11 protein-coding genes are annotated in these 24,944 nt (G+C 42.1%); 10 read left to right on the top strand and 1 reads right to left on the bottom strand.

Annotated elements, in window-relative coordinates; genetic code table 11:
- Nucleotides 1-63: 63 nt before the first annotated feature.
- The 4 genes from C161_RS22120 to C161_RS22105 all read left to right on the top strand — a co-directional run bounded on the left by C161_RS22120 (nucleotide 64) and on the right by C161_RS22105 (nucleotide 6,550).
- Nucleotides 64-2,001: a beta-glucoside-specific PTS transporter subunit IIABC gene (locus C161_RS22120; protein WP_036672803.1), complete on the top strand. Its 1,938-nt coding sequence runs from the start codon at nucleotides 64-66 to the stop codon at nucleotides 1,999-2,001.
- Between the two features lie 445 nt (nucleotides 2,002-2,446).
- A complete protein-coding gene (locus C161_RS22115; RefSeq protein ID WP_036672802.1) occupies nucleotides 2,447-4,360 on the top strand; it encodes a beta-glucoside-specific PTS transporter subunit IIABC in 1,914 nt (637 codons plus the stop codon).
- A 34-nt stretch (nucleotides 4,361-4,394) separates the two neighbouring features.
- On the top strand, nucleotides 4,395-5,837 hold the full coding sequence (locus C161_RS22110) for a 6-phospho-beta-glucosidase (protein ID WP_036672799.1): 1,443 nt from the start codon (nucleotides 4,395-4,397) through the stop codon (nucleotides 5,835-5,837).
- 314 nt (nucleotides 5,838-6,151) lie between these two features.
- Entirely contained in the window at nucleotides 6,152-6,550 is a 399-nt protein-coding gene (locus C161_RS22105) for a RidA family protein (RefSeq protein ID WP_036672797.1), read from the top strand.
- Between the two features lie 121 nt (nucleotides 6,551-6,671).
- On the opposite strand, the gene C161_RS22100 is transcribed toward C161_RS22105, so the two are convergent.
- Nucleotides 6,672-7,829: a S8 family peptidase gene (locus C161_RS22100; RefSeq protein WP_036672796.1), complete on the bottom strand. Its 1,158-nt coding sequence runs from the start codon at nucleotides 7,827-7,829 to the stop codon at nucleotides 6,672-6,674.
- A gap of 220 nt (nucleotides 7,830-8,049) precedes the next feature.
- Between C161_RS22100 and C161_RS22095 the strand changes: the two genes are divergently transcribed.
- The 6 genes from C161_RS22095 (at nucleotide 8,050) to C161_RS22070 (ending at nucleotide 24,919) form a co-directional block, all read left to right on the top strand.
- Nucleotides 8,050-8,571 carry a GNAT family N-acetyltransferase gene (locus tag C161_RS22095; protein ID WP_036672937.1) on the top strand — a complete coding sequence of 174 codons (522 nt, stop codon included), beginning with the start codon at nucleotides 8,050-8,052 and terminating at the stop codon, nucleotides 8,569-8,571.
- Between the two features lie 115 nt (nucleotides 8,572-8,686).
- Nucleotides 8,687-9,544 carry a Cof-type HAD-IIB family hydrolase gene (locus tag C161_RS22090; protein WP_036613500.1) on the top strand — a complete coding sequence of 286 codons (858 nt, stop codon included), beginning with the start codon at nucleotides 8,687-8,689 and terminating at the stop codon, nucleotides 9,542-9,544.
- Between the two features lie 179 nt (nucleotides 9,545-9,723).
- On the top strand, nucleotides 9,724-10,989 hold the full coding sequence (locus C161_RS22085) for a YncE family protein (protein WP_036672794.1): 1,266 nt from the start codon (nucleotides 9,724-9,726) through the stop codon (nucleotides 10,987-10,989).
- 18 nt (nucleotides 10,990-11,007) lie between these two features.
- Nucleotides 11,008-11,229, top strand: a complete 222-nt coding sequence (locus C161_RS22080; RefSeq protein ID WP_036672792.1) for a hypothetical protein — start codon at nucleotides 11,008-11,010, stop codon at nucleotides 11,227-11,229.
- Between the two features lie 323 nt (nucleotides 11,230-11,552).
- Nucleotides 11,553-12,758, top strand: coding sequence for an ACP S-malonyltransferase (fabD, locus tag C161_RS22075; RefSeq protein WP_036672790.1), 1,206 nt, complete (start codon nucleotides 11,553-11,555; stop codon nucleotides 12,756-12,758).
- Between the two features lie 272 nt (nucleotides 12,759-13,030).
- The gene (locus C161_RS22070; protein ID WP_036672789.1) at nucleotides 13,031-24,919 is read left to right on the top strand and encodes a non-ribosomal peptide synthetase; all 11,889 of its coding nucleotides are present in this window, start codon (nucleotides 13,031-13,033) and stop codon (nucleotides 24,917-24,919) included.
- The last annotated feature ends 25 nt before the right edge of the window (nucleotides 24,920-24,944 follow it).

The raw sequence follows: 24,944 nt of genomic DNA, 5'->3' as shown, positions 1-24,944 counted from the left end.
GTTTTTTTATTCTCTCCAATATGCTTTGAATCCGTGTCTAGCCAGAAAGGAAGAAAAGACTTCATGAAACACGAGCAATTAGCCAAAGACATTCTGTCTGGCGTTGGTGGAAAACAGAACATTAACAGCGTGGTGCACTGTGCGACCAGACTTCGTTTCAAATTAAAAAATGACAATAATGCCAAAACAGACGAACTCAAAAATCTGCCTGGAATCATAACGGTAATGCAAAGCGGGGGGCAATACCAGGTAGTTGTGGGTAACGAAGTGTCTGATGTTTATAAAGCCTTGTTACAGGTGGGTAATATGAATGCGGATGAACCGGTCTCAAGTGATGATTCAGAATCTTCCGGTAAAAAAGAGAGTCTCTTGGGTCAGTTTATCGACTTGATCTCAGGTGTCTTTACACCAATTCTCGGATTGCTAGCTGCAACAGGGATGATCAAAGGTTTCCTGTCCATGTTTACTTCTCTCGAATGGTTGGACCCGTCTTCAGGAACATATCAATTGTTGAATGCTGCAGGTGACTGTCTATTCTACTTCTTCCCGATCTTCCTGGGTTACACAGCTATGAAAAAATTCGGTGGATCTCCATTCCTCGGGATGGCCATCGGAGCATCACTTGTATATCCGACCTTATCCGGTCTTAGTGGTGGGGAACCGCTCTATACGCTGTTTGCAGGCACATTGTTTGAATCACCGATTCATATCACGTTCCTGGGTATTCCCGTTATCTTGATGAGTTATTCCTCATCCGTCATTCCGATTATTATTGCTGCTTATTTTGGAGCAAAGGTAGAAGCATTCTTCAAAAAGATCATTCCATCTGTTGTGAGAACGTTCCTCACGCCATTCTTTACAATTCTGATTGTTGTCCCTGTAACATTCCTCTTGATTGGTCCAATTGCGACATGGGCAAGTCAGCTGATTGGTGCCGGGGTATCGGGTATCTATGACTTGAGTCCGTTGGTGACTGGTATTGTTGTTGGTGGATTGTGGCAAGTATTGGTTATCTTCGGGTTACACTGGGGTATCGTACCAATCATGCTGCTGAATCTGTCCACACTGAAAGCAGATCCGATTCTGGCTATGATGTTTGCTGCTTCCTTTGCTCAGATTGGTGCTGTTCTTGGCGTTATGCTTAAAACGAAAAATACCAAACTCAAATCACTGGGTGTTCCTGCCTTTGTGTCCGGGATTTTTGGTGTAACTGAGCCTGCTATTTATGGACTTACTTTGCCATTGAAAAAACCATTTATTATGAGTTGTATTGCTTCTGCAACCGCTGGTGGTATTATTGGCTTCGCTGGCTCCAAAATGTTTGTATTTGCTTCAGGAATCTTTGGTGTTCCAGCGCTGATTAGTCCCACAGAGGGAATCAACTATGAATTCTGGATGGCCATGATTGCCACTATTATTGCTTTTGTACTAGGCTTTGTTCTCGTTTATTTTGTAGGATTCAAAGATCCTGCTAATCCAGAGGCTGCCAAACAGGCTCCAGAGCCAGTAAAAGAAGAGAAGGCTGCACTTGAGCCTAATCCAAACAATCGCTACGAAATTGCTAGCCCGATGACGGGTGAGGTAGTTCCTTTGCAAGAAATTAATGATGCTACATTTGCTGGTGAACATATGGGTAAAGGGATTGCTATTCGCCCAACCAGTGGGAGAGTTGTATCCCCGATTAATGGTGTGGTACAGACGATTTATCGTACCAAACATGCAATTGGACTTGTAGATGATCAAGGTGTAGAGATTTTGATCCATATCGGTCAGGATACGGTACAGCTCAAAGGTCAACATTTCACTGCACATGTGAAAGATGGGGATCGTGTGAGTGTTGGCGATCTGATCGTTGAATTCGATCTGCAGGCCATTATTGAGGCGGGATATGAGACCGTAACACCGATTATTGTAACGAATACGGCTGATTATTTGGACGTGGTTGCTACAACAAGTCGTGAAGTGCAAGAAAAGGATAAATTGGTTACGGTTATTGGTTAATTCTGCTTTAGTGCGTATTTTATTAATCTGAGCATTAGCTCTATAGAGACCACTTTGATGTTTTCGAAGTGGTCTCTTTTTTTCATTTTCGGTCACTCAAATGTATTTGTGAAATTAATAAAAATAAGTGTTGCAAACGTAGTTCAGATGTACTATGATGAGTTCAAGAAGTAAGCGCATACATCAATCGGATTGTAACTGTTCAATCAGGCAATGCCGACCATCCTCAGTTCAGAGGGTATGGAATGTAACTTACTTTCGTTATCCAAATAATTAAATACCAATGTGTACAGCCTTACAGGGTTGCAACCGTTAAGGGCAAAACCTGAATTGCTGAATAACACGACTGATTTCCGGACGATCCGGTATGTTGTGTATGTTCAGTGGTTCAGGTTTTATTTGTTTCAAAAGTCATGGGGAGTCTACTTAGAGAGGGAGAATTACAATGAGCAACTACGATCAATTGGCTAAGGACATTCTGGCACGTGTAGGTGGTCGCGAGAACGTAAATAGTGTATTCCATTGCGTAACAAGACTGCGGTTTAAACTGAAAAATGAAAGCGTAGCCAAAACAGAAGAACTTAAAAATCTGCCAGGTGTTATTACCGTTATGCAAAGTGGTGGACAATATCAAGTTGTTATCGGCAACGAAGTGCCGGATGTATATAAAGCAGTCGTTAAAGTAGGGAATTTCCCAAGTGAAGGACAAGTGGAAGAGGAAACGGACAACTCAGGCAAAAAAGTAGGGTTGTTCAGCCGATTTATCGACATGATCTCGGGTGTGTTCACACCACTACTCGGTTTGCTGGCTGCCACAGGTATGATCAAAGGTTTTAACGAGATGTTTGTAGCCTTTGGCTGGATAACTCAGGATTCCGGAACGTATCAATTATTGAAAGCAACGGGGGACTGTCTGTTCTACTTCTTCCCGATCTTCCTGGGTTACACTGCGATCAAGAAGTTTGGCGGTTCACCGTTCCTGGGTATGGCGATAGGTGCATCTCTTGTTTATCCGACATTGGGCGGTCTTAAGGCAGGAGATCCACTGTACACCTTGTTTACAGGTACATTGTTTGAATCACCTATCCACATTACGTTCCTGGGTATGCCGGTTATCTTGATGGACTACGCTTCATCGGTTATCCCAATCATTATAGCGACATTTGTAGCTGTAAAATTAGAAAGATTCTTCAAGAACGTTATTCCGAAAGTGGTAAGCACATTCCTTGTTCCCTTTTTCACCTTGCTTGTAATTGTTCCAGCGACTTTTTTGGTCATTGGTCCAATCTCCACATGGGCAGGACAATTGATTGGCGCGGGAGCTACTAATATTTATGAATTAAGTCCTATTGTTACAGGATTGATTATCGGTGGACTATGGCAAGTGTTTGTATTATTCGGACTTCACTGGGGACTGGTTCCGGTTGCATTATTAAATCTTAGTACGTCAGGCGCTGATCCGGTTATCGCAATGTCATTTGCTGCTTCTTTTGCTCAAATCGGTGCTGTACTTGCCGTATTACTCAAAACAAAAAATACGAAAATAAAAACACTCAGTGTACCAGCATTTATCTCCGGTATATTTGGAGTAACAGAGCCTGCGATCTATGGTGTTACGCTTCCATTGAAAAAACCGTTTATTATGAGTTGTATTGCTGGGGGGATCGGAGGCGGTATTCTCGGTTATGCAGGTTCGAAGATATACATGATTGGCGGACTTGGCGTATTCGGTTATCCAACTTTTATTAATAAAGAAACAGGATTAGACTTCGCGTTCTACATGGCTATAGTTGCTTCATTGATTGCATTCGTTCTTGGTTTCGTATTGACGTATGTGGTTGGATTCAAAGATCCGGTGGAAAAAGTAGCTGCACCTGCACCAGTACTTGATCCAAATCCGAACAGCAGATACGAAATCGTCAGCCCAATGGCTGGTGAAGTTGTTGCACTGAACGAAATTAATGACGTAACGTTTGCAGGAGAGCACATGGGTAAAGGGATTGCAATTCGTCCAACCAGTGGTAGAGTGGTATCTCCAATCACAGGTGTTGTTCAAACCGTATATCGTACCAAACACGCCATTGGTCTTGTAAGCGATGATGGTGTAGAGATGCTGATCCATATTGGACAGGATACGGTCAAACTGAAAGGTCAACATTTTACAACCCATGTGAAAGATGGAGACCGTGTTAACGCAGGTGACCTGATTGTTGAGTTTGATCTGCAAGCGATTAAGGATGCAGGATATGAGACGGTTACACCGATCATTGTCACTAATACTTCAAATTATCTGGACGTTGTAGGAACAAAAGATGCATCCGTTCATGAGAAAGATAAATTGATCACGGTATTAAGCTAATTCAAACTAAGGATAGTTAAGGAGGAACTCCTCAATGAATGAAAAGTTTACAGCCTTCCCGGAGAATTTTCTCTGGGGAGGAGCAACCGCAGCGAATCAATTGGAAGGTGCTTATCTGGAAGGTGGCAAAGGTTTAACAACGGTAGATCTGATTCCGATTGGTGCTAATCGATGGAATATTGCTCTGGGTAATCTGGATTCATATGAACCAAAAACAGGGGAATTCTATCCTTCACATGAAGCCATTGACTTCTATCATCGATATAAGGAAGATATTGCGTTATTTGCAGAAATGGGATTTAAGTGCCTCAGGCTTTCCATAGCCTGGGCACGGATTTTCCCTAATGGCGATGAAGCGGAGCCAAACGAAGCAGGCTTGCAATTTTATGATGATGTCTTTGATGAGTTATTAAAATACAACATTGAACCTGTCGTGACGATCTGCCATTTCGATGTACCTGTACATCTGGTCGAAACTTACGGCGGGTGGAAGAACCGCAAGATGATCGGTTTCTTTGAGAAATATGCGACGACGCTATTCAATCGATATAAGAATAAAGTGAAATACTGGATGACGTTTAACGAGATCAACATGTTGCTGCATCTTCCGTATATTGGAGCGGGAATTGTCCTTCAGGATGGTGAAAACAAAGATCAGGTTCTGTATCAGGCAGCACATCATGAATTGGTAGCGAGTGCACTTGCTGTTAAGGCTTGTCATGAGATCATTCCGGATGCACAGATTGGATGTATGTTAGCCGCTGGAATGGTGTATCCATACAGCTCTAATCCGGATGATGTATGGAAAGCCATGGAGAAAGATCGCGAGTCATTCTTCTTCATCGACGTGCAGTCGAAGGGAGCATATCCAGGTTATACGAAAAGATTTTTCAGGGAAAATGACATTCGGATTGACATGCAACCGGAAGACGCAGATATCTTGATGCAGAACACGGTCGATTATATCGGTTTTAGCTATTATGCAAGCCGGTGCACCAGTACAGACCCTGAGATTTTGAAAGATTCGACAGAAGGCAATGTATTTGGTTCGGTGAAGAACCCTTATCTGCAAGCTTCCGAGTGGGGGTGGACCATTGATCCTAAGGGGCTTCGAATTACGCTTAATCAACTGCATGACCGCTATGGCAAACCTTTGTTTATCGTAGAAAATGGACTTGGAGCAACCGATGTGTTGTTAGACAATGACTCCGTAGAAGATGACTATCGCATCGAATATTTGAATAGTCATTTTGCCGAGATGGCTGAAGCGATTCAAGACGGTGTAGAGCTCATAGGTTACACAAGCTGGGGACCGATTGACCTGGTCAGTGCGGGTACCGGAGAGATGAAGAAACGTTATGGCTATATCTATGTAGACCGAAATAATGATGGTACGGGTACACTTCGCAGAGTGAAAAAGAAGAGTTTTCACTGGTACCAAGATGTCATTGCGAGTAATGGCGCACAATATTTCTGATACAAGGTGTCCAACGCTATAGAATAAACAAAGAGCAGTCTCGTTATTACGGGATTGCTCTTTGTTTATGAGGTGATGAATTTGACCCATGATGTGGCTTTCAGATATAATAGAAAAATTAAGAGAATCTTGTCACTTAAGAAGGGAGGAGCATCCACTCATGAAGAAAAAATCACTTGCGTTTATATCTTCGGGATATGGATACTCCACTGCTGTCTTTTTCTAGAATCTATTCCAAGGGTGAAGTCTGCCCAAAATCGGAGGAAAACTAGGGAATAACGCAGAAAAATCTTAAGAATGATGAGGTAATCCAGATGAATATTGACAAAATTACTAGAACAAATCCAGAAAATATGCCAGCTCCTGTAGGTCAGTACACGCATATTACAAGAATCCCGAGGAATGCAGAGTTATTTGTGACTTCGGGTCAAATTGGAGCAGATCATAATGGACTCTTTCCAGAGAGTCTGAATGAGCAAGTCACTAATACATTTAATAATATTAAAACAGTGCTCGAATCTGAGCGCTTAGATGCTGCACATATTATCAAAGTGAACGTATGGGCAACCGAGGAAATCGATTGGGATTTCTTATATGCCGAGTGGGGACAATTATTTAGTACGGATTATCCTGCAATGACGATTGGATATATTACGGCGTTAGGTCTCCCAGAGATTAAAATTGAAATAGAGCTTTGGGCAGCAAAAGTGTAACATCGAATACTTTTTAACCAAACGAAGGAGCATCTTACTTACAGATGCCCCTTCGTTTTTTTATTTGTGTAAAAATGGAAAGGATATGCCATGTGTGCAATCATGAGCGATAGTAGGTGTATTATGGCACCTGCAAGCTCTGATAAGCATTCAGTCGACCATATGTCCAGTAGATCCCGGAGCCTGATACCGGATCAGAAGCGAAACACAGCGCATCCCGAATCTGAGCATTTGTTTTTCCTTGTGCAGCAAGAAGTGCAGCTACTCCAGCCACATGAGGGGCAGCCATGGACGTACCGCTAAGGTAGGCATAGGAACCACCCAGGTATGTGGATAGAATGGTATCACCCGGTGCGGCCATATCCACCCAAGAGCCATAGTTGGAGAAATTGGATTTGAGATCGGAGGGATTGGTTGAAGCGACAGCAATCACGTTGGGATACGAGGCGGGTACGATTGGGAATGAAGTGTTGTCGTTACCGGCTGCAGCAATAATCACAGCTCCTCGATTCCAAGCATACTGTACGGCAGCTTGAAGGAAAGCATTTCCCATCGGCCCACCAAGGCTCAGGTTAACAACCTGTACACCGTTATTGGCAGCAAAGACAAGCCCGTTACCGACATTACCTATCGTTCCTTGCCCGTTGTTATCCAGCACCCGGAGCGGAACGATGGATGCGAGTGGTGCAGCGCCTGCGATACCCACTCCATTGTTTGTAACGGAGGCAGCGATCCCGGCTACATGGGTGCCGTGGCCGTTCCCGTCCTCAGGGATGTTATCATAATCAACATAATCATAACCGGGGAGGAGCTTGGAGGCCAATTCTGGATGATTCAGCTGTACGCCGGTATCGATAATGGCGATTTTGACAGAGCTGTTACTCTGCGAAATATCCCATGCAGCGGGTGCATTGATTTTGGACAGGTTATACTGATAAGGAAAGAAAGGGTCATTGGGAGTGAAGGATGCCTCAACGAGGTAATTCGGCTCTGCATGTTCAATAAGCTCATGATCTTTGTAATGTTTCAGAATTCTGTGCATTTTTTTGCGGGATTCCACACGGTACCATCCTAAATCTTCATAGGTCTCAGCGACCTTACATCTCCCTTTTTTGTGAAGGGTGTGCATCTCATCCTCGGTTGTACCTTCCTTAAATTTGACGAAGAGCTGCTTGGGAGCGTGAGGATGAAACTTGCTCTCGGCAAGTTGGTCCAGATAACGATACACGAACCCGATTACTAGCAAAATGAAAGCAAAAACACCTAACCATAACCACATGAGCGTTTATCCCTCCAATATGATTTGTGACACGCCTTATCGTATGCGAACTCTATCAGACTGCGCGGGCACTCTTGCAATTTGGATAGTAGTGTAGATAGATTGATAGGAAGGGATAAATTCGGTAAGATGGTAGGAAGAGAGCCGCTTTGGCATGAACAAGATTTAAGGCAGGGCCGAGAGGTAGCTCCTAATACAGAGGATAAGGAATGTGGTTTTATTGACACAACTTCAGAGTATACCGACAGTCACACCAGTTCAGTCACACCAGATTCATGATGCCATTGATTTTGCCATGCGTGTACGCAGAGAAGTGTTTCCGATGATGGATCATACGAAATTGCCTGTAGACTTCGAGCAGTTCAGAGAACATTATCTGGACTCCGATGGTTCGATCTTTCTTGTTGCAATGATGGAGGATGCGGGGATCGTCGGTTCTATTGGGATATTACCATATGATGGACGTATCGAAGCTGTGGAAGGTCGATATGCAGCTCGATCGGCTGCAGAAATAGTAAAATGTTATGTAGATCCCGCGTATCGTAGGTTTGGCATTGGTTCGATGTTGATGAACGAACTGGAGAACGTGGTAAAGGATATGCACTATACGACGCTGTATTTGCATACACATCGCTTCTTGGCAGGAGCCGTAGATTTTTGGAAACGCCAAGGGTTTACGGTTATTGCTGAGCAGGATGATGACTGGCAAACCGTACATATGGACAAGTTGGCATGTAAGTGACCATTGTAACAGAACCGAAATTCTGACCACATTTTGGAAAAATTGATTGATGATACTATAACTCTTGTATACAACAACATAGACATATACGAGATACATGATGGGGGCTAGGCAGATGAACGAAACGAAGCGAAAAATTGTTTTTATTGATATTGATGGCACATTGGTCGACGATGATGGAAACATTCCGTTGTCAGCACAGAAGGCTTGTAAACAGGCCAGAGAGAACGGACATCTGCTCTATTTATGTACTGGCCGATCCAAAGCAGAAATTTATGATTCCATCTGGGATGTCGGATTCGATGGTCTGATTGGTGCAGGTGGGGGTTATGTGGAGTTTGGCAAGGACGTGTTATATCACAAAAGGGTAACAGCGGAAGATGTTCGACATATGGTCGATTTCTTTAATGAAAATGGCATTGACTTCTACCTTGAATCCAATTCGGCATTGTATGCGAGTAGCAATCTTCAACCTCACCTGGAACGCCGTATCTATGGTGATGTGGAGAATGACCCTGTAGCCAGAGAGAAGAAGGAGCTAAAGCCGCACCCGTTTATTGCCGGATTAACGTATGGTGAGGCCGACCTGTACAAGGATGATGTGAACAAAGTATGTTTCTTGGAGAGCTCAGCCATCCCGTTTGAGCGGATCAAGCAAGAGTTTGAAGGGAAATTCGAAGTCATTCAGTGCACTGTGCCGATCTTTGGTGAAGGGAGTGGTGAACTGATGATCCCTGGCATTCATAAAGCCATTGCGATCGCCGATCTGCTGAAGCATCTGGGCATGTCCCAAGAAGATACATTTGCCATCGGTGATGGCATGAATGATGCTGAGATGTTGGAATTTTGTAACATCGGAATTGCCATGGGTAATGCAAAGCCAGGTCTGAAAGCCATTGCAGATGATATTACTGGAACAGTCGAGGAAGATGGATTGTATCATAGTTTTGTGAAGTATGGATTGATCACTTGATAAAGAAGACAAGGTGAGAGAGATCAAAACGGTTAATATGTACACCCTTTGTCCCAAACCTTATTTTAGACCCTGCATATATTATTGCAGGGTCTTTTTTTGGTTTAAACAGATCAATTTATATTTTTACAAAAGGATTCTAATCAAACCATAACATCTAAGTGAAGGAGAGAATCGAAATGGCCATTCTATCAACCGGACCTATCGAGAATAATGCCGTCAGTGATGTACGGCCAACACAACAAGTTACCGTTAAAATTGATAACAGGAATTCTCTGGATGGATCCGTTGTTTTGATACAAGGGTATAATCTGACCTCTACGAGGACTTTATATGTCAGCGAGCAGATTTCAATTGATCCGGATCAGGTAGTGACAAGAACTTATTTTGCCAATCTTGATGCATTTGAATTTGTCTTTACAGTTGAAGGTGTAGCTATAGAGCAGACAGAGATTTCCGTGTGGGGCAAAAATGAAACCGGCCAGCTTGTTGCTGCACATCGATTAGTTTCTTCCGAACTTGAAATAGAGGGGGATAATACGTCAGTCAACCGCATATATGTAGCCAATTTTAATAGTAACGATGTTTCCGTCATTAATGGCGCTACGAATACGGTGATTGCTACCATTCCTGTGGGGACGAATCCTGCAGGGATTGATGTCAATCCATTAACGAGTCGTATTTATGTTGCAAACAGAAGCAGTAATACCATTTCCGTCATTAATAGTATAACCAACGCAGTGATTGCTTCTGTTCCGGTTGGGAGCGAGCCAAGTGACGTAGGGGTCGATATAGCGACCAATGCTATTTATACGGCAAATTTTAATTCATTGGACACAACTGAAGATATAACCGTCATTGATGGATTAACTAACACGGTGATTGATGCGATCACTATTCCGGGGCTCAATTTTTTAACTGGAGTAGGTGTCAATTCCTTAACCAATCGCATCTATGCAGCTAATTTTAATTCTGATACGGTGTCTGTGGTCGATGGAGAAACGAATACGGTGATTGCTACAATCCCCGTTCAGGTCAATCCATTCCGTGTAGGTGTCAATCTAGCCACCAACCGTATTTATGTATCGAATTTAACCAGTAATACGGTTTCCGTTATTGATGGATTGACGAATACCGTCATTGATACCATTCCGGTCGGCGTTACGCCAGCTGAAGTAGCGGTTAATACCTCCACAAACGCCATTTACGTACCCAATCGAGACACGGATAATGTTTCAGTAATTAGTGGATTAACAAATACCGTGATTACTACTGTTCCGGTCGGGAATAATCCAAACGGAGCGGGCGCCAATCCGTTAACTAATCGAGTTTATATAAGCAATCAAGATGACAATACCATTTCTGTGATCGATGGCGAAACAAATACGGTGATTGCTACTATTCCGGTGGGGGCACGTCCGTTCGCAGTAGGTGTAAATCCGTAGAAAGGTGAGGGGATTTGGATGAAAGAAGTTATAACGGCATCAGACTTAATGGAGCAGCTGATCACCATGAACAAAGAAAATTCTGTATGCCAAGTTAGGATTCCAGGTAAGGGGATGTATGTAATTGTATTACAGGACGATTATTCAACTGTGCGATCTTCAGATCAGATGTTGAGTGATACAGAGAACGAAGCGAGCGAAAAAATCGGATCTGAAATAAAGAGGAATCCTTTTCTCTGAGGATAAGGGGAATCGCGAGTCTTGAATGATCAGATTAGAACAAAACAGGCATCTCCTCAATGGAGGTGTCTATTTGCATAGTACTCAGACTACAGACAAGATCCAGTAAAGAACAGCACTAAATGTTCCAATATAGCGGCCAACAGGGAGCCAAAAAAGAATGACGAATTTTTTTCCGTTCATAGAAATAGATGCCCCTCCTTTTGACTTTGTTATTGCATAACTTCTAATGAAAGTTTATTATAAATTTGCAAACAAGGAATTTATTGGTTTATGGTTGTCGAAGTGCATGAAATATAAAGTAGATACATGGAGGATGCTGGATGAGTAATGTAGCTCTGTTGTTTCCTGGACAAGGTTCTCAGATGGTTGGGATGGGGAGAGACTTTTGGAATAACTTTGATGTGGCTAAGAAGTTATTTGAAGAAGCTAGTGATGCCATTTCTTTCGATTTGAGAAAGCTATGTTTTGAAGGTAGCATGGCTGATTTGACAATGACGATGAATGCTCAGCCTGCACTTTTGACTGTTAGTGTCATAGCAAATCAGGTGTATATGCAAGAAATAGGGATGGAACCCGCTTATTTGGCTGGGCATAGTTTGGGAGAATATTCGGCTCTGGTCTGCGCAGGTGTTCTATCATTTCATGATGCCATTAAACTGGTAAGACAACGAGGGATCATTATGCACAATGCAGACCCGGATCAGAAAGGTACCATGGCCGCCATTTCAGGTATTCATTTAGATACACTTCAAAACATATGCGAAGAAGTTTCAACAAAAGAACGTCCTGCCTGTGTGGCTTGTGTGAACGCTGACCAGCAGTTTGTCATTTCGGGACATCGGCACTCTATACAAGAAATTATTAAAAGGACAGAAGCCCTGAGAACGAAACATTCGTATATCAATGTAAGTGGTCCCTATCATTCTCCCATGATGCAAACCGCAGCAGAACAATTCAAAGTTGAATTGGATCAATATCAATATGCCCATGCAAAATACCCGGTTATTTCCAACGTTACAGCAGCACCCTATGAGTCTGATCGATCTGTCGTGGATTATTTAACCATGCAGATGACGATGCCTGTAAGATGGTTAGAGTCGATGAACTATTTGATTAAACAGGGAGTCACTGAAGTTGTAGAGTTGGGCTCTAAACATGTGTTAGTTAGTCTTATGAGTAAAATAACGAAGCGTATTGTACCGTACTCGCTAAGTCAGCCTTCCGATTTACTAATGCTTACAAATACACAAGAAAGGAAAAATAAACGGTTAACGATTCTTAAAAAGTTGTTATCAGAACTAATAGTAACGGCACTCATTTCACGGAATTATAACCCAGATTCGATATCATATGCCAAAACGGTTGAGCCATTATTTCACCAATTACAACGGGCAAAGGAACAAGTAAACAACAATGAATGTGAACTTAGTGAAGAAGAGATAAATGATGCTCTACAGGTATGTCATTCCATTATTATTGCAAAAAAAATTCCATTGGATGGAACCGCGTTGATTGATGCAATCTAGTACCCGATCTGTTCTTTTGCAAGATCTATATTACAGCGACAGACTGCCTTTTTATAAGGTAGTCTTTTTGTCTTTTAATGCATCTGAACTTGTTGAAGTTTCAGATATTTGGTAATAAATATGTCAATAACTCACAAATCAATCTCTATTTTTTACCATATAGTAACAATAAACTGATTGATTTTACATATATTTCTATGGTAAAATTTTGCTTGAAATATGTGTAAATAATTAGATAAGCATGTTAGAGATGATTCATTTGGAGGAGAGATATGTATACTAATCAGTTTCAAACACTAGTGGATATTATCCGCGACAGAGGTAAAATAACGGACCGCGGTATTCGTTTTATCGATGCGGACAAACGTGAAACTTTTATATCTTATCATCAATTATTTACTGAGGCACAAGGGTATTTAGGTTATCTACAAGCCATCGGAATTAAACCTAAACAAGAGATTATTTTTCAGATTCAAGAAAACAAACGGTTTTTAGTCGCATTCTGGGCTTGTATACTCGGTGGAATGATCCCTATCCCTGTAAGTATTGGTGAAGATGAAGAACAAAACTTGAAAGTATGCCGTATTTGGAATTTGCTAAATAACCCTTTCATGATTGCATCTGAGAAGGTGCTGGATAAAATGAAGAGATTTGTTTTGGAACATGACATGCTTGATTTCCATCATCAATTAGAAGTCAGAACGGATCTGATCCAAGACACCATATATCATTATGAATCTATTAATAATATAGTTGAACCTCAGTCTGATGACTTGGCATTTATTCAATTTTCTTCTGGATCAACCGGTGATCCCAAAGGCGTGATGCTCACCCATCGAAACCTGATTTATAATACTTGTGCTGCTATTAATGGCACACAAATTAGTTCAAACGATAGTTTTCTCTCCTGGATGCCCCTTACCCATGATATGGGTTTGATTGGATTTCATCTCGTACCCCTCGTGGCAGGAATTCATCAGTACTTGCTCCCAACGGAATTATTTATTCGCAAACCGATTCTATGGATGAAAAAAGTAAATGAACACAAAGCAACCATACTGTCTTCTCCTAACTTTGGTTATAAATACTTCCTGAATTTCTTTCGCGAAGACAAAGCGGAGGGATGGGATCTGTCATCTGTCAGAGTCATTTATAATGGGGCGGAACCTATATTACCCGAAGTGTGTGATGAATTCCTAAATGTATTGTCAGCATATCACTTAAAGAAAACAGCCATGTTTACCGTATATGGATTAGCAGAGGCCTCTGTTGCCGTCTCCTTTCCCAAGGTAGAAGAAGAATTTACTGCGGTGTACGTTCACCGGGATCATCTGAACTTGGGGGAGCGTGTCATCGAAGTCGAGAAACATGCTGAACATGTAGCATCATTTGTTGCCGTTGGCGAAGCAATTGATTATTGCCATGTTAGAATTTGCGATGAGGAAATGAACAGTGTTCCCGATTTGGTTATTGGAAAAATTCAAATCAAGGGGGATAACGTCACCCAAGGTTATTATAATAATTCACTAGCAACGGAGAAGTTATTAACGCACGACGGATGGGTGAATACAGGAGATCTGGGTTTTATCATGAACGGAAAACTGGTTGTAACAGGGCGGGAAAAAGACATTATCTTTATCAATGGTAAAAATGTATATCCCCATGACATTGAACGTGTCGCCATACAATTAGATGATATTGAACTCGGAAGAGTTGCTGCTTGTGGTGTGTATGATTCGAATAGTCAAAGTGAAGAAATAATTGTGTTTGTCGTGTACAAAAAAAAGATCGAACACTTCCTGCCGCTTGTTAAAGAAATCAAAAGACATCTATATAAACATGGGGGATGGAGTGTCAAAGAGGTACTGCCCATCAAGAAATTACCCAAAACAACAAGTGGGAAAATCCAGCGGTATCAGTTAGCCAAGCAGTATGAAGCAGGCAAATTCTCAACAGAATCTGCATTCATCCATGACTGGATCAAGAATGACAATGACAAGGCAAAGGGAAAGGCTGCTGTTTCGGTTCGAGTCATAGAACGTGAATTAACTTCACTATTTTCTGAAGTGCTGGTTGGGAAAAAGGTTGAACTTGAGGATAGCTATTTTGATATGGGTGCAACTTCATTACAGCTGGCCCAAATCGCTGAACGTATAGAACAAAAATACGGAGAAGAGCTTGCTGTTACGGACCTCTTTACCTATCCCTCGATAACTGAATTGGCAGCATATCTGGCTAGAGGCTACAGCGAGACCATTCAAGTCAACAAAACTCAAGAGGATCATACGCCATCCAAAGATATTGCTATTATCGGTATGTCTTTGAATCTCCCTGGTGCATCAAATGCAAGCGATTTTTGGCGTGTTTTGGAAAATGGAACGCATAACATTCGGGACTACCCGGAAAGTCGGATAAAAGACGCAGCGGATTATATACAATCCATGCGAAGTGCAATGAGCGAAGTTCAATGGATCAAGGGTGGTTACTTGGATCAGATTGATCAATTCGACTATTCTTTCTTTGGCATAACCCCAAAAACTGCACAATTTATGGACCCGAATCAAAGGATGTTCTTGCAAACGGCATGGCATACGATTGAAGATGCTGGGTATGCAGGGGAAGGAATCAATGGAAGAAATGTGGGCGTGTACGTGGGGTATTCCAAAGTTGGGTATGATTACGAACGGCTCGTGACGGCGAGTTACCCCGCAGAACTCAAAAATTATATCATTGGAAATTTACCATCTGTACTGGCGAGCAGAATTGCATATTTCATGAATTTAAAAGGCCCGGCCTTAACGATTGATACCGCTTGTTCCTCCTCACTTGTTGCTGTTCACATGGCATGTAAAGGATTGCTCGCTGGAGACTGTGAAATGGCAATCGCAGGAGGCATTCGAACGGCATTATTACCGATAAGTATCGGACTGGATATGGAATCTCCAGATGCATTGACGAGAACGTTTAGCGAAGATGCCAACGGCACGGGATTTGGCGAAGGTGTTGGGTCGGTCATGTTGAAGCCAATGCAGCAAGCGATTAAGGACGGGGATCATATCCATGGTGTGATTAAGGGAAGTGCGATTAATCAGGATGGCAAGACGGTAGGAATCACAGCACCTAACCCGGAGTCTCAGACCAATGTGATCGAACAGGCATGGAAAGAAGCCGGCATTTCTCCTGATACGCTTAACTTTATTGAAGCACATGGAACAGGGACAAAATTAGGTGATCCGGTTGAGTTCAATGCATTGCGTAAAGCTTTTGAGAAATATACGGATCGGAAACAATTTTGTGCAATCGGATCTGCCAAAGCTAACATTGGACATGGTTTTGAAGCGGCGGGGATCGCTGGATTAATTAAATCTATTCTTATGTTTCAACATAGAAAGATTCCGCCATTGGTTCACTTTGACAAGCCTAATCCCCTGCTTAAGTTTGAAGCTTCACCTTTTTATGTGAATCAGGAATTAATGGCTTTTGGTGAAAAAGAGGGTCCATTACGATGCGGGGTTAGTTCTTTTGGTTTCAGTGGTACCAATGCACATGTGGTTCTCGAAGAATATGTTCCTTCCCCAACCGTAGATAAAAGAATGTCCCAAGAGCCTAATCTATTTGTTCTGTCTGCTGCCACGGAACGGGCGCTGGATGAATTGGTCAGAACGTATCATGAATATCTAACCGATCACACGGATGTTTCCATTCAACAAATCTGTTATACAACCAGTACGGGAAGGGCTAATCTGGATTATCGGCTTGCCATCGTAGTCACGAGTACACAAGATTTACATGAAAAATTGAAACGAATTGCAAGCGGAGAGGGTAAACTGCCAAATGTTTATTTTGGTTATGCCAAAAAAGACAAAACGCTTGTTAGCGATCATCTCTATGTTCAGGAAAAGGCAGAAGCTTTAAATGAACTCGGTCAGTTATTTACACTGGGGGCAGTGATTGATTGGGAAAGGTTTTATAATCATGAAGTCATTCGGAAAATTCCATTACCTCTATATCCATTTGAGCAGAAGCGGTGTTGGATTGAAGTCAAACATACGATACCAGCGGGACATAGATCAGAGAGGAATGAGGTTCAAATGGAGATGAATACAAACGATATTGAATTAAAGATTAAAACAAGTATCAGTCGTGCATCTGGTTTGAAGTTGGAAGAGTTGGATCATCAAGCTCATTTTCTCCAGATGGGATTGGATTCCATCATTCTTGTGCAAATTCAGAAGGAGATCTCAGAGCTGTTCCGTTTGGATATCCCGATGGAAATGTTTTTTGAAACCCTTACAAATATTGATTCCTTAGTTAAATATGTGTCAGAGAATATAAAGCATCATGATGTATCTGAAAATATAAACAATCAAACAGTTCAGGAGCGTACTGAACAACGAAATCTGGCATCTGTGAACAATATAAACACGGCAAAATCATCAGGGAATGTGTCGGAACAAATTGTGATGTCTGCCATTCAGCTCATGGAGTCCCAATTAAAAAGTTTGAATGTGCTTTTAGGCGAGCAAGTGAATACAATTCAATCCCCGCTTCCGGAAATGAAACATCATGAAACCAAACCAACCAAAGAGATCCAACCCAATTCGGAATCAAAGGAAGCTAAACCTTTTATACCGTATCAATCGTTGAAGATTCATGAAGAGAGCGGATTATCACCGCTTCAGAACCAGTATGTTGAACAGTTTGTAACAAAGTATACCGCAAGAACCAAAGGCTCCAAATTAAAAACAGGCCAAACACGTTTGGTTCATGCGAATAATCGCAATGTATCTGGATTTCGCTCGTATTGGAAGGAAATGGTGTATCCCATCATTTCAACGCGTGCAGAGGGAGCTAAGTTATGGGATCTGGATGGGAATGAGTATTTGGATCTGACGATGGGATTTGGTGTAAATCTATTTGGTCATAATCCAGCTTTTATTCAAAATGTAATAGCAGACAGCCTCCAGGAACAATTGCCTCCATTGGGCCCTATGTCAGATTTGGCAGGAGATGTTGCAACAAAAATTTCCGAGTTGACAGGTGTAGAGCGTGTCGCATTTTATAATTCAGGAACAGAAGCTGTTATGGTTGCACTTCGTTTAGCGAGGGCAGCAACGGGGCGTTCCAAAGTTGTATTATTTTCAGGATCTTACCACGGTACACATGATGGCGTGTTGGGTGTAGCGAATCCTGGGGATGCTTTATCGTCTGCGCTGCCTATGGCTCCTGGTATTGTAAATAGCGCTATAGATGATTTGATTATTCTTAATTATAACCATCCGCAATCCCTGGATATGATTCAGAACCTGGGTGATGAATTGGCTGCTGTACTTGTAGAGCCGGTGCAAAGTCGAAGACCTGATATGCAGCCAACACAATTCTTACGGGAACTTAGAGAGGTCACGAAACAGTTTGGCATTGCACTTATTTTCGATGAAGTCATCACTGGATTTAGAATTGGTCTGGGTGGAGCACAGGATTGGTTTGGGGTTCAAGCAGATTTGGTTACGTATGGGAAAGTGGTCGGTGGCGGGCTGCCTATTGGTATAGTCGCGGGTAAAGCTGAATTTATGAATCCGGTAGATGGTGGAACCTGGAACTTTGGTGATGATTCTTACCCTTACGATGCAGATAAAAAAACGTTTGTCGGTGGAACCTTCTGTACACACCCTCTTACGATGAGAGTGATGTTAACGGTACTGCAGTATCTTCAATCCGAAGCAGGAACTTTATATAAGGAATTAAATGAAAAAACAGATTATCTTGTAAAAGAATTAAATGCGTTTTTCAAAACAGCGAATGTACCGATGCAAATGGTGAACTATGGATCTTTATTTCGATTTATATCATTTGGAGATATGGAATTATTCTTCTACCATTTAATTTATAAAGGTTTATATATTTGGGAAGGCCGTAACTGTTTTATATCAACTGTGCATTCCATGGGTGACATGGATACGATAATCAGAATCGTGAAAGAGACGATCCATGAACTACGCGAGTGGGGGTTTATCCCTGGTGAATCGCCTGTTTCGGAATATCCGCTCTCTTTAGAGCAAAAACAATTATTGTTAACTTCATTACATGGGGAAGATGCGAATGCTGCATTAAATCAGAGTGTTATTTTAAAAATGTCAGGTGGAATAAAGCCTTCCACACTGGATCAGGCCGTGAATCAGATCGCACAGCGTCATGAGGCCCTGAGAACAGTCATTCATGCCGATCGTGAAACACAACAAATCAGATCCGTAATGGAATTTCAATGTACATGGTTAGATTTCTCGGCATATGCGGGTGAGGATCAAGAACGGGAAATTTCCAATTGGTTATCTGCCGATGCAAATGAAGCCTTCGATTTACAGTCTGGGGAACCTCTATTTAGAATCACCTTGCTTAAAAAGGCAACTGATCAATACCTTATAGTGCTGACATTTCATCATATTGTTGCAGATGGCTGGTCGATTGCTGTATTCATTCAAGAGTTGGAACATACCTATTCTGCTCTGGTCCGAGGAGTTCCGGTTCAACTACCTGAAGCCACTCCATTCCGTGAGTATTTAAGCTGGCAACGACTTGAACATGAAAAAGGCTCATTTACCGAAGGAGTCCAGTTCTGGAAAGAACAATTTTCCTTATCCTATCCCAACATTACACTTCCAACGGCACCTTCCGATGATGTGCCCAAGGGATATGACGGTGAAAGATATTCCATCAAGTTGGATCATCAATTAACAGAGTCTTTGCGAACGTTAAGTATAAATAATAAGAGCAGTTTGTTTGTAACGATGTTTGCAGCGTTTCATTTATATTTGCATCAACTAACAGGGCAGTCTCACCTTGTCATCGGCGTGCCTACAGCGGGTCAGTCTCATATGCGAAAAAATGCGCTGATTGGCAACTGTGTCAACATTGTACCTGTTCATCATGCCTTGTTAACGAAGCAATCCGTTGTAGACCATGTTCTTCAGCTCAAGGAAACGCTGGCTCTAGTCATGAAGCATCAGCATGTTCCATTGACCCTCGTATCCGAACAGCTTGCTCATATGACTGCACCGGATACCCGGATTTTATTCAATATGGACAGAACGATTCATCATCTTCAATTTGAAAATATCAAGACTGAATTCATGTCGTATCCGATCAAACATATTTCTTACGATTTATTTCTTAATATTACGGATGTTAGCCATGAATTGTACCTGGATTTTGATTATAATACCAAGCTTATTGGACCTGAGATGATGAAATTGTGGTCTGAAGGATTTAAGGGTTTGCTGCAAAAAATGGTGAGTCATCCAGAGGCTGAAATCTCGTCTTTGACGTTGTTCTCATCCGAGCAACAGGACCAATTACAGGAAATATATAATCGGTTTGTTACGGAGCGTCTTCCTCACGTTAATTATGCAGCCATATTCGAGTCTCCAGTCAATGACGTGGAGAAAAAGCTGGCTTTGATCTGGGAGGACGTATTATCCCTTGATCAAGTGGGGAGACATGATCACTTTTTTGATCTCGGAGGTAACTCGCTCAAGGCGACTGTAATGCTATCCAAGGTACATGAGCAGTTTCAACACAAAATTTCAATCGTTCAATTCTTCCAAAACCAACTTCTGAAAGAGCTTGCCAGTCTGATTACAGGCGAGAACGAGGAAACATTCATTCCAATCAAGGCATTGGACGTGAAGGAGTTCTATGAGACGTCAGCTGCACAACAGCGAATCTACTTTCTGGATCAATTTGAGCCGAATAGTGTGTTTCAGAACATGTGCGGCCATATTACGGTCACAGGAAATATCGATGAAGCTAAATTGATTTCGTCATTGGAACAAATCGTGCACCGTCACGAAGCTTTTCGCACCAGTTTCCATCTGATGGATGGAGAGCTTTACCAGCGTATCGCGCCAACGATTGATTTTGAAGTGAAACGATCTCAGGAAAGCTCTGCTTCATTCGAACAACATGTTAAGACGTTTGCCAAACCATTTGATTGCTCCAGAGCGCCGTTAATACGTGCCGAATTCATTCGTATAGACGATGATCATGCAGAGATCCTCATTGAGATGCATCATATTATATCGGACGGATATTCCGTTGGTATTCTTGCGAATGAATTGATTGATGCGTATGACGGAAGAAGCATGTCGGACATTGAGGTTGAATACAAAGACTTTGCAGCTTGGCAGAAAGAATTTCTGGCGGGGGAGTCTTATAAGCAGCAAGAAAAATATTGGCTAGATCAATTCAAAGGAGAACTCCCGAACCTTAATCTGCCTACTGATTTTGTTCGGACACCTCATTTGACTTCGGCAGGTTCTAGATTGTCATTTGTGTTGGACGCACACTTGAAGCAGTCGCTGGAGAAGCTTGCGAAACAAACGGGAACTACGATGTTTATGGTGTTATTGGCAGCGTATAATGTGCTGCTTCATCAATATACGGATCAAGAAGACATGATTGTAGGTACACCAACATCAGGAAGAAACCATCCGGATGTTGAGAATATGATAGGTGTCTTTATCCAGACGGTAGCAATTCGATCACAGCCGGTGGGGAATAAGTCGTTTCGATCCTATCTCGAGGAAATTAAAAAACAATCCCTGGATGCATTGGATAACCAGGACTATCTTTTTGACAATCTTGTAGAGAAATTAAACACACATCGGGATACCACTGGGACAGCACTTTTTAATACAATGTATATCTTTTTAAATACCGCGTTGAATCAACGGCAAGAACAGGATTGCAGCTTTAAAGTTAGAGAATTAAATGTCGGTGTATCGTTGTATGATCTGATGTTCATCGTTGAGGATGATAACGAGTGTCTGGAAATGCACTTTAATTACAAGACGGAGCTGTTTGAACGGGATACCATCGACAGAATGAAAACACATCTGTTCAACATCCTCAGAGACATTGTGATCGAACCTGATATTGCCTTGTCCGATATTCAAATGCTGTCTGAACATGAGCAGGACGTTCTTTTATATGACTTTAATGATACCAACATAGAATATTCCCGGGATCGGACCATTCAGGAGTTATTCGAAGCACAGGTGGAACGGACACCTGATCAATTGGCTGTTAGTTTTGGAAATGAGCGATGGACGTATCGTCAATTGAATGAACGGGCGAATCAGTTGGCATATACGCTTAGAGCTGAGGGAGTGCAGCAGGATCAATTTGTAGGTATTCTGACAGATCGTTCGATTGAGATGATCGTTGGCATCTTTGGCATTCTAAAAGCAGGCGGGGCGTATGTACCGATTGATCCGGATTCTCCTGAAGAGCGTATCCGGTACATCCTACATGATTCGGGGGCAACGTTGTTAGTCACGCAAAAGCATTTGAAGCAGTTGGTATCGTTTAATGGAAAAATGATTGATTTGGACGATGAAGAAACCTATGCAGCTAATCTGTCGAATCTGGAAACGGAAGGGAATTCCGAGCAGTTGGCTTATATGATCTACACTTCAGGCACAACAGGCATGCCAAAAGGTGTAATGATCGAACATCGTCAGGTTCATCACTTGGTTCAAGCGTTGTACAGTCAAGTTATAGATGATCAGCTTAGCGGTTTGCATGTCGCTTTACTTGCGCCTTACTATTTCGACGCATCTGTGAAGCAGATTTTTGGCGCACTACTGTCAGGACATGCCTTGTTTATTGTAGACAAGGACACGGTACTGGATGGACAAGATTTAATGAATTGTTATCAGCACCACCAAATTGATTTGACGGACGGAACACCTGCGCACCTGAAATTGCTTTCGAAGGCAAAAAACGTTCAAGGCATATCGCTAAAATATATGCTCATTGGCGGTGAAGCACTTTCTCAGCAAAGTGTAAATGAAATCACATCATTATTTGCTCTCAATCATATAACGCCGCCAGCCATAATTAATGTGTACGGTCCAACAGAATGTTGTGTGGATGTTGCGACATACCGTGTACTTCCAGAACACTTGGATACAGCGAATCAACGAGCTCATCTACCGATTGGACGAACATTAGGAAATAACCGGCTATATGTATTAAACAAACATGAAAAAGTTCAGCCTGTAGGCGTCGTAGGGGAATTATGTATCTCTGGCGATGGGGTAGGTAGAGGATACTTGAATTTACCTGAGCTGACAGCAGAAAAATTTGTACGTGATCCGTTTGTCCAGGGAGCGACAATGTACAAAACGGGAGATTTGGTGAGATGGCTTCCCGATGGCCATATCGAGTATCTGGGAAGAATGGATCACCAAATTAAAATTCGCGGATATCGGATCGAAGTAGGAGAAGTCGAAGCAGCACTGTTAGATCTAGAGTGTGTGAAAGAAGTTATCGTCGTTGCACATGAGGATGATCACGGGGACAAATCATTATGTGCATACTTTACAGCGGATTCCACGCTGACGGTGGGAGAGTTAAAACAAAGCCTCTCTAAGGTGTTGCCGAATTACATGGTTCCAGCCTACTTTATACAATTGGATCACATGCCTCTCACAGCGAACGGGAAAATCGATCGCAAATCGCTTCCGAGTCCAGAAGAAAACATACAAACGGGAAGTGAATATATAGAACCCCAAACTGGGGTGGAAAAACAGTTGCTGCCTATTTGGCAGGATGTGCTTGCCGTGAAAAAAATCAGTGTAAAAGACAGTTTTTTTGATGTAGGAGGCAACTCTTTACGTGCGACCAAGCTGGCCGCCAAAATCAATCAAAAGCTGAATATCCACATATCGGTAAGAAACGTCTTTGAATGGCAGACCATTGAACAGATGGCTCAATCTATTGAACAAATGGAACAGGAAGTATCAGTGTCCATTCCTCAAGTGGAGGAAAAAGAATATTATCCTATTTCTTCAGCGCAAATGAGAATGTACATTATGAGCATCAAAGCTGGCAAGGAACTCATGTACAACATGTCAGGTATGTTTATGTTGGAAGGATCGCTTGATCGGATCAGATTGGAAGAAGCATTCCAACAATTGATTCATCGTCATGAATCGCTTCGGACTGGATTCAAAGTCATACACGGGGAACCGAAACAGATCGTATACCCTAAAGTTAACTTTGGAATTGAATTGATCGAGTCAACGGAAGAAGAGATAGAAGATCGAATTGAACAGTTTGTTCGCACATTTGATCTCGGGCAAGCACCTCTTATGAGGGTGGGACTTATTGAACTTCAGCAGGAGCGTCATGTATTGCTGGTAGATCTCCACCATATCATTGCAGACGGACTATCCGTGCATCTTCTGATGACTGAACTTAGCCAGTTCTATAAGGGAGAGGAGCTGTCTCCTCTTCGAATTCAATATAAGGACTATGCTGAATGGCAGCAAATGCAACTTCATAGTGAGCGGATGAAAAAGCAGGAGAAGTATTGGCTTACTGTGTTTGGTGAAAGTATCCCGCTATTGGATCTGCCAACAGACTACGAAAGACCTGAAACCCTAAGCTATGCGGGAGATGTATTGGACATTGTTTTGGAGGAAGACATCCTTCCAGGCTTAAGGAACATGGAAGTACGGACAGGAACAACGTTATATATGATTCTATTAGCCGCCTATACCATTCTGTTGTCCAAATACAGCGGACAAGAAGATATCATTGTAGGCGCACCGATTGCAGGCAGGACACATGCTGAGCTGGAGCCGGTCATGGGGATGTTTGTGAATACACTGGCTATTCGAAATAATCCTGCTGCGGATAAAACATTCACGGAGTATCTGCTGGAAGTGAAAGAAAATATGTTGAACGCTTATGAGAATCAGGATTATCCGTTTGAAGAATTGATTGAGAAAGTGAATATAACCAAAGATGCTCGGCGGAATCCGTTGTTTGACACCATGTTTGTATTGCAGAATACAGATGCTTCAGAGATTCAGATGGATGGAGTAACCTGTAAGCCTTATGCTCCAAATACGAGAGTATCCAAATTCGATTTAACGTTGTATGTTACCGAATTGCAACACAAGTTAGAAGTGGCCTTTGAATACAGTACGATTTTATTTGAGAAAACAACGATTGAAGCGATGTCACAAAATCTGTTGGTCATATTAACAACCATTGCCAACGACCCTCATATTGAAATCAACAAGATTCAATTGGTTGAAGAATTAATAGATGGGGATACGCTGGCTGATCTAATTGAAGTAGATTTCTTCTAAGCTATCCTAAAAATAAAAGTGATCG

The organism is Paenibacillus sp. FSL R5-192, from assembly GCF_000517845.1.
Classification (GTDB): Bacteria; Bacillota; Bacilli; order Paenibacillales; family Paenibacillaceae; genus Paenibacillus; species Paenibacillus amylolyticus.
Note: the sequence above shows the minus strand (reverse complement) of the source record. Positions and strands in the feature narration are given on the sequence as shown.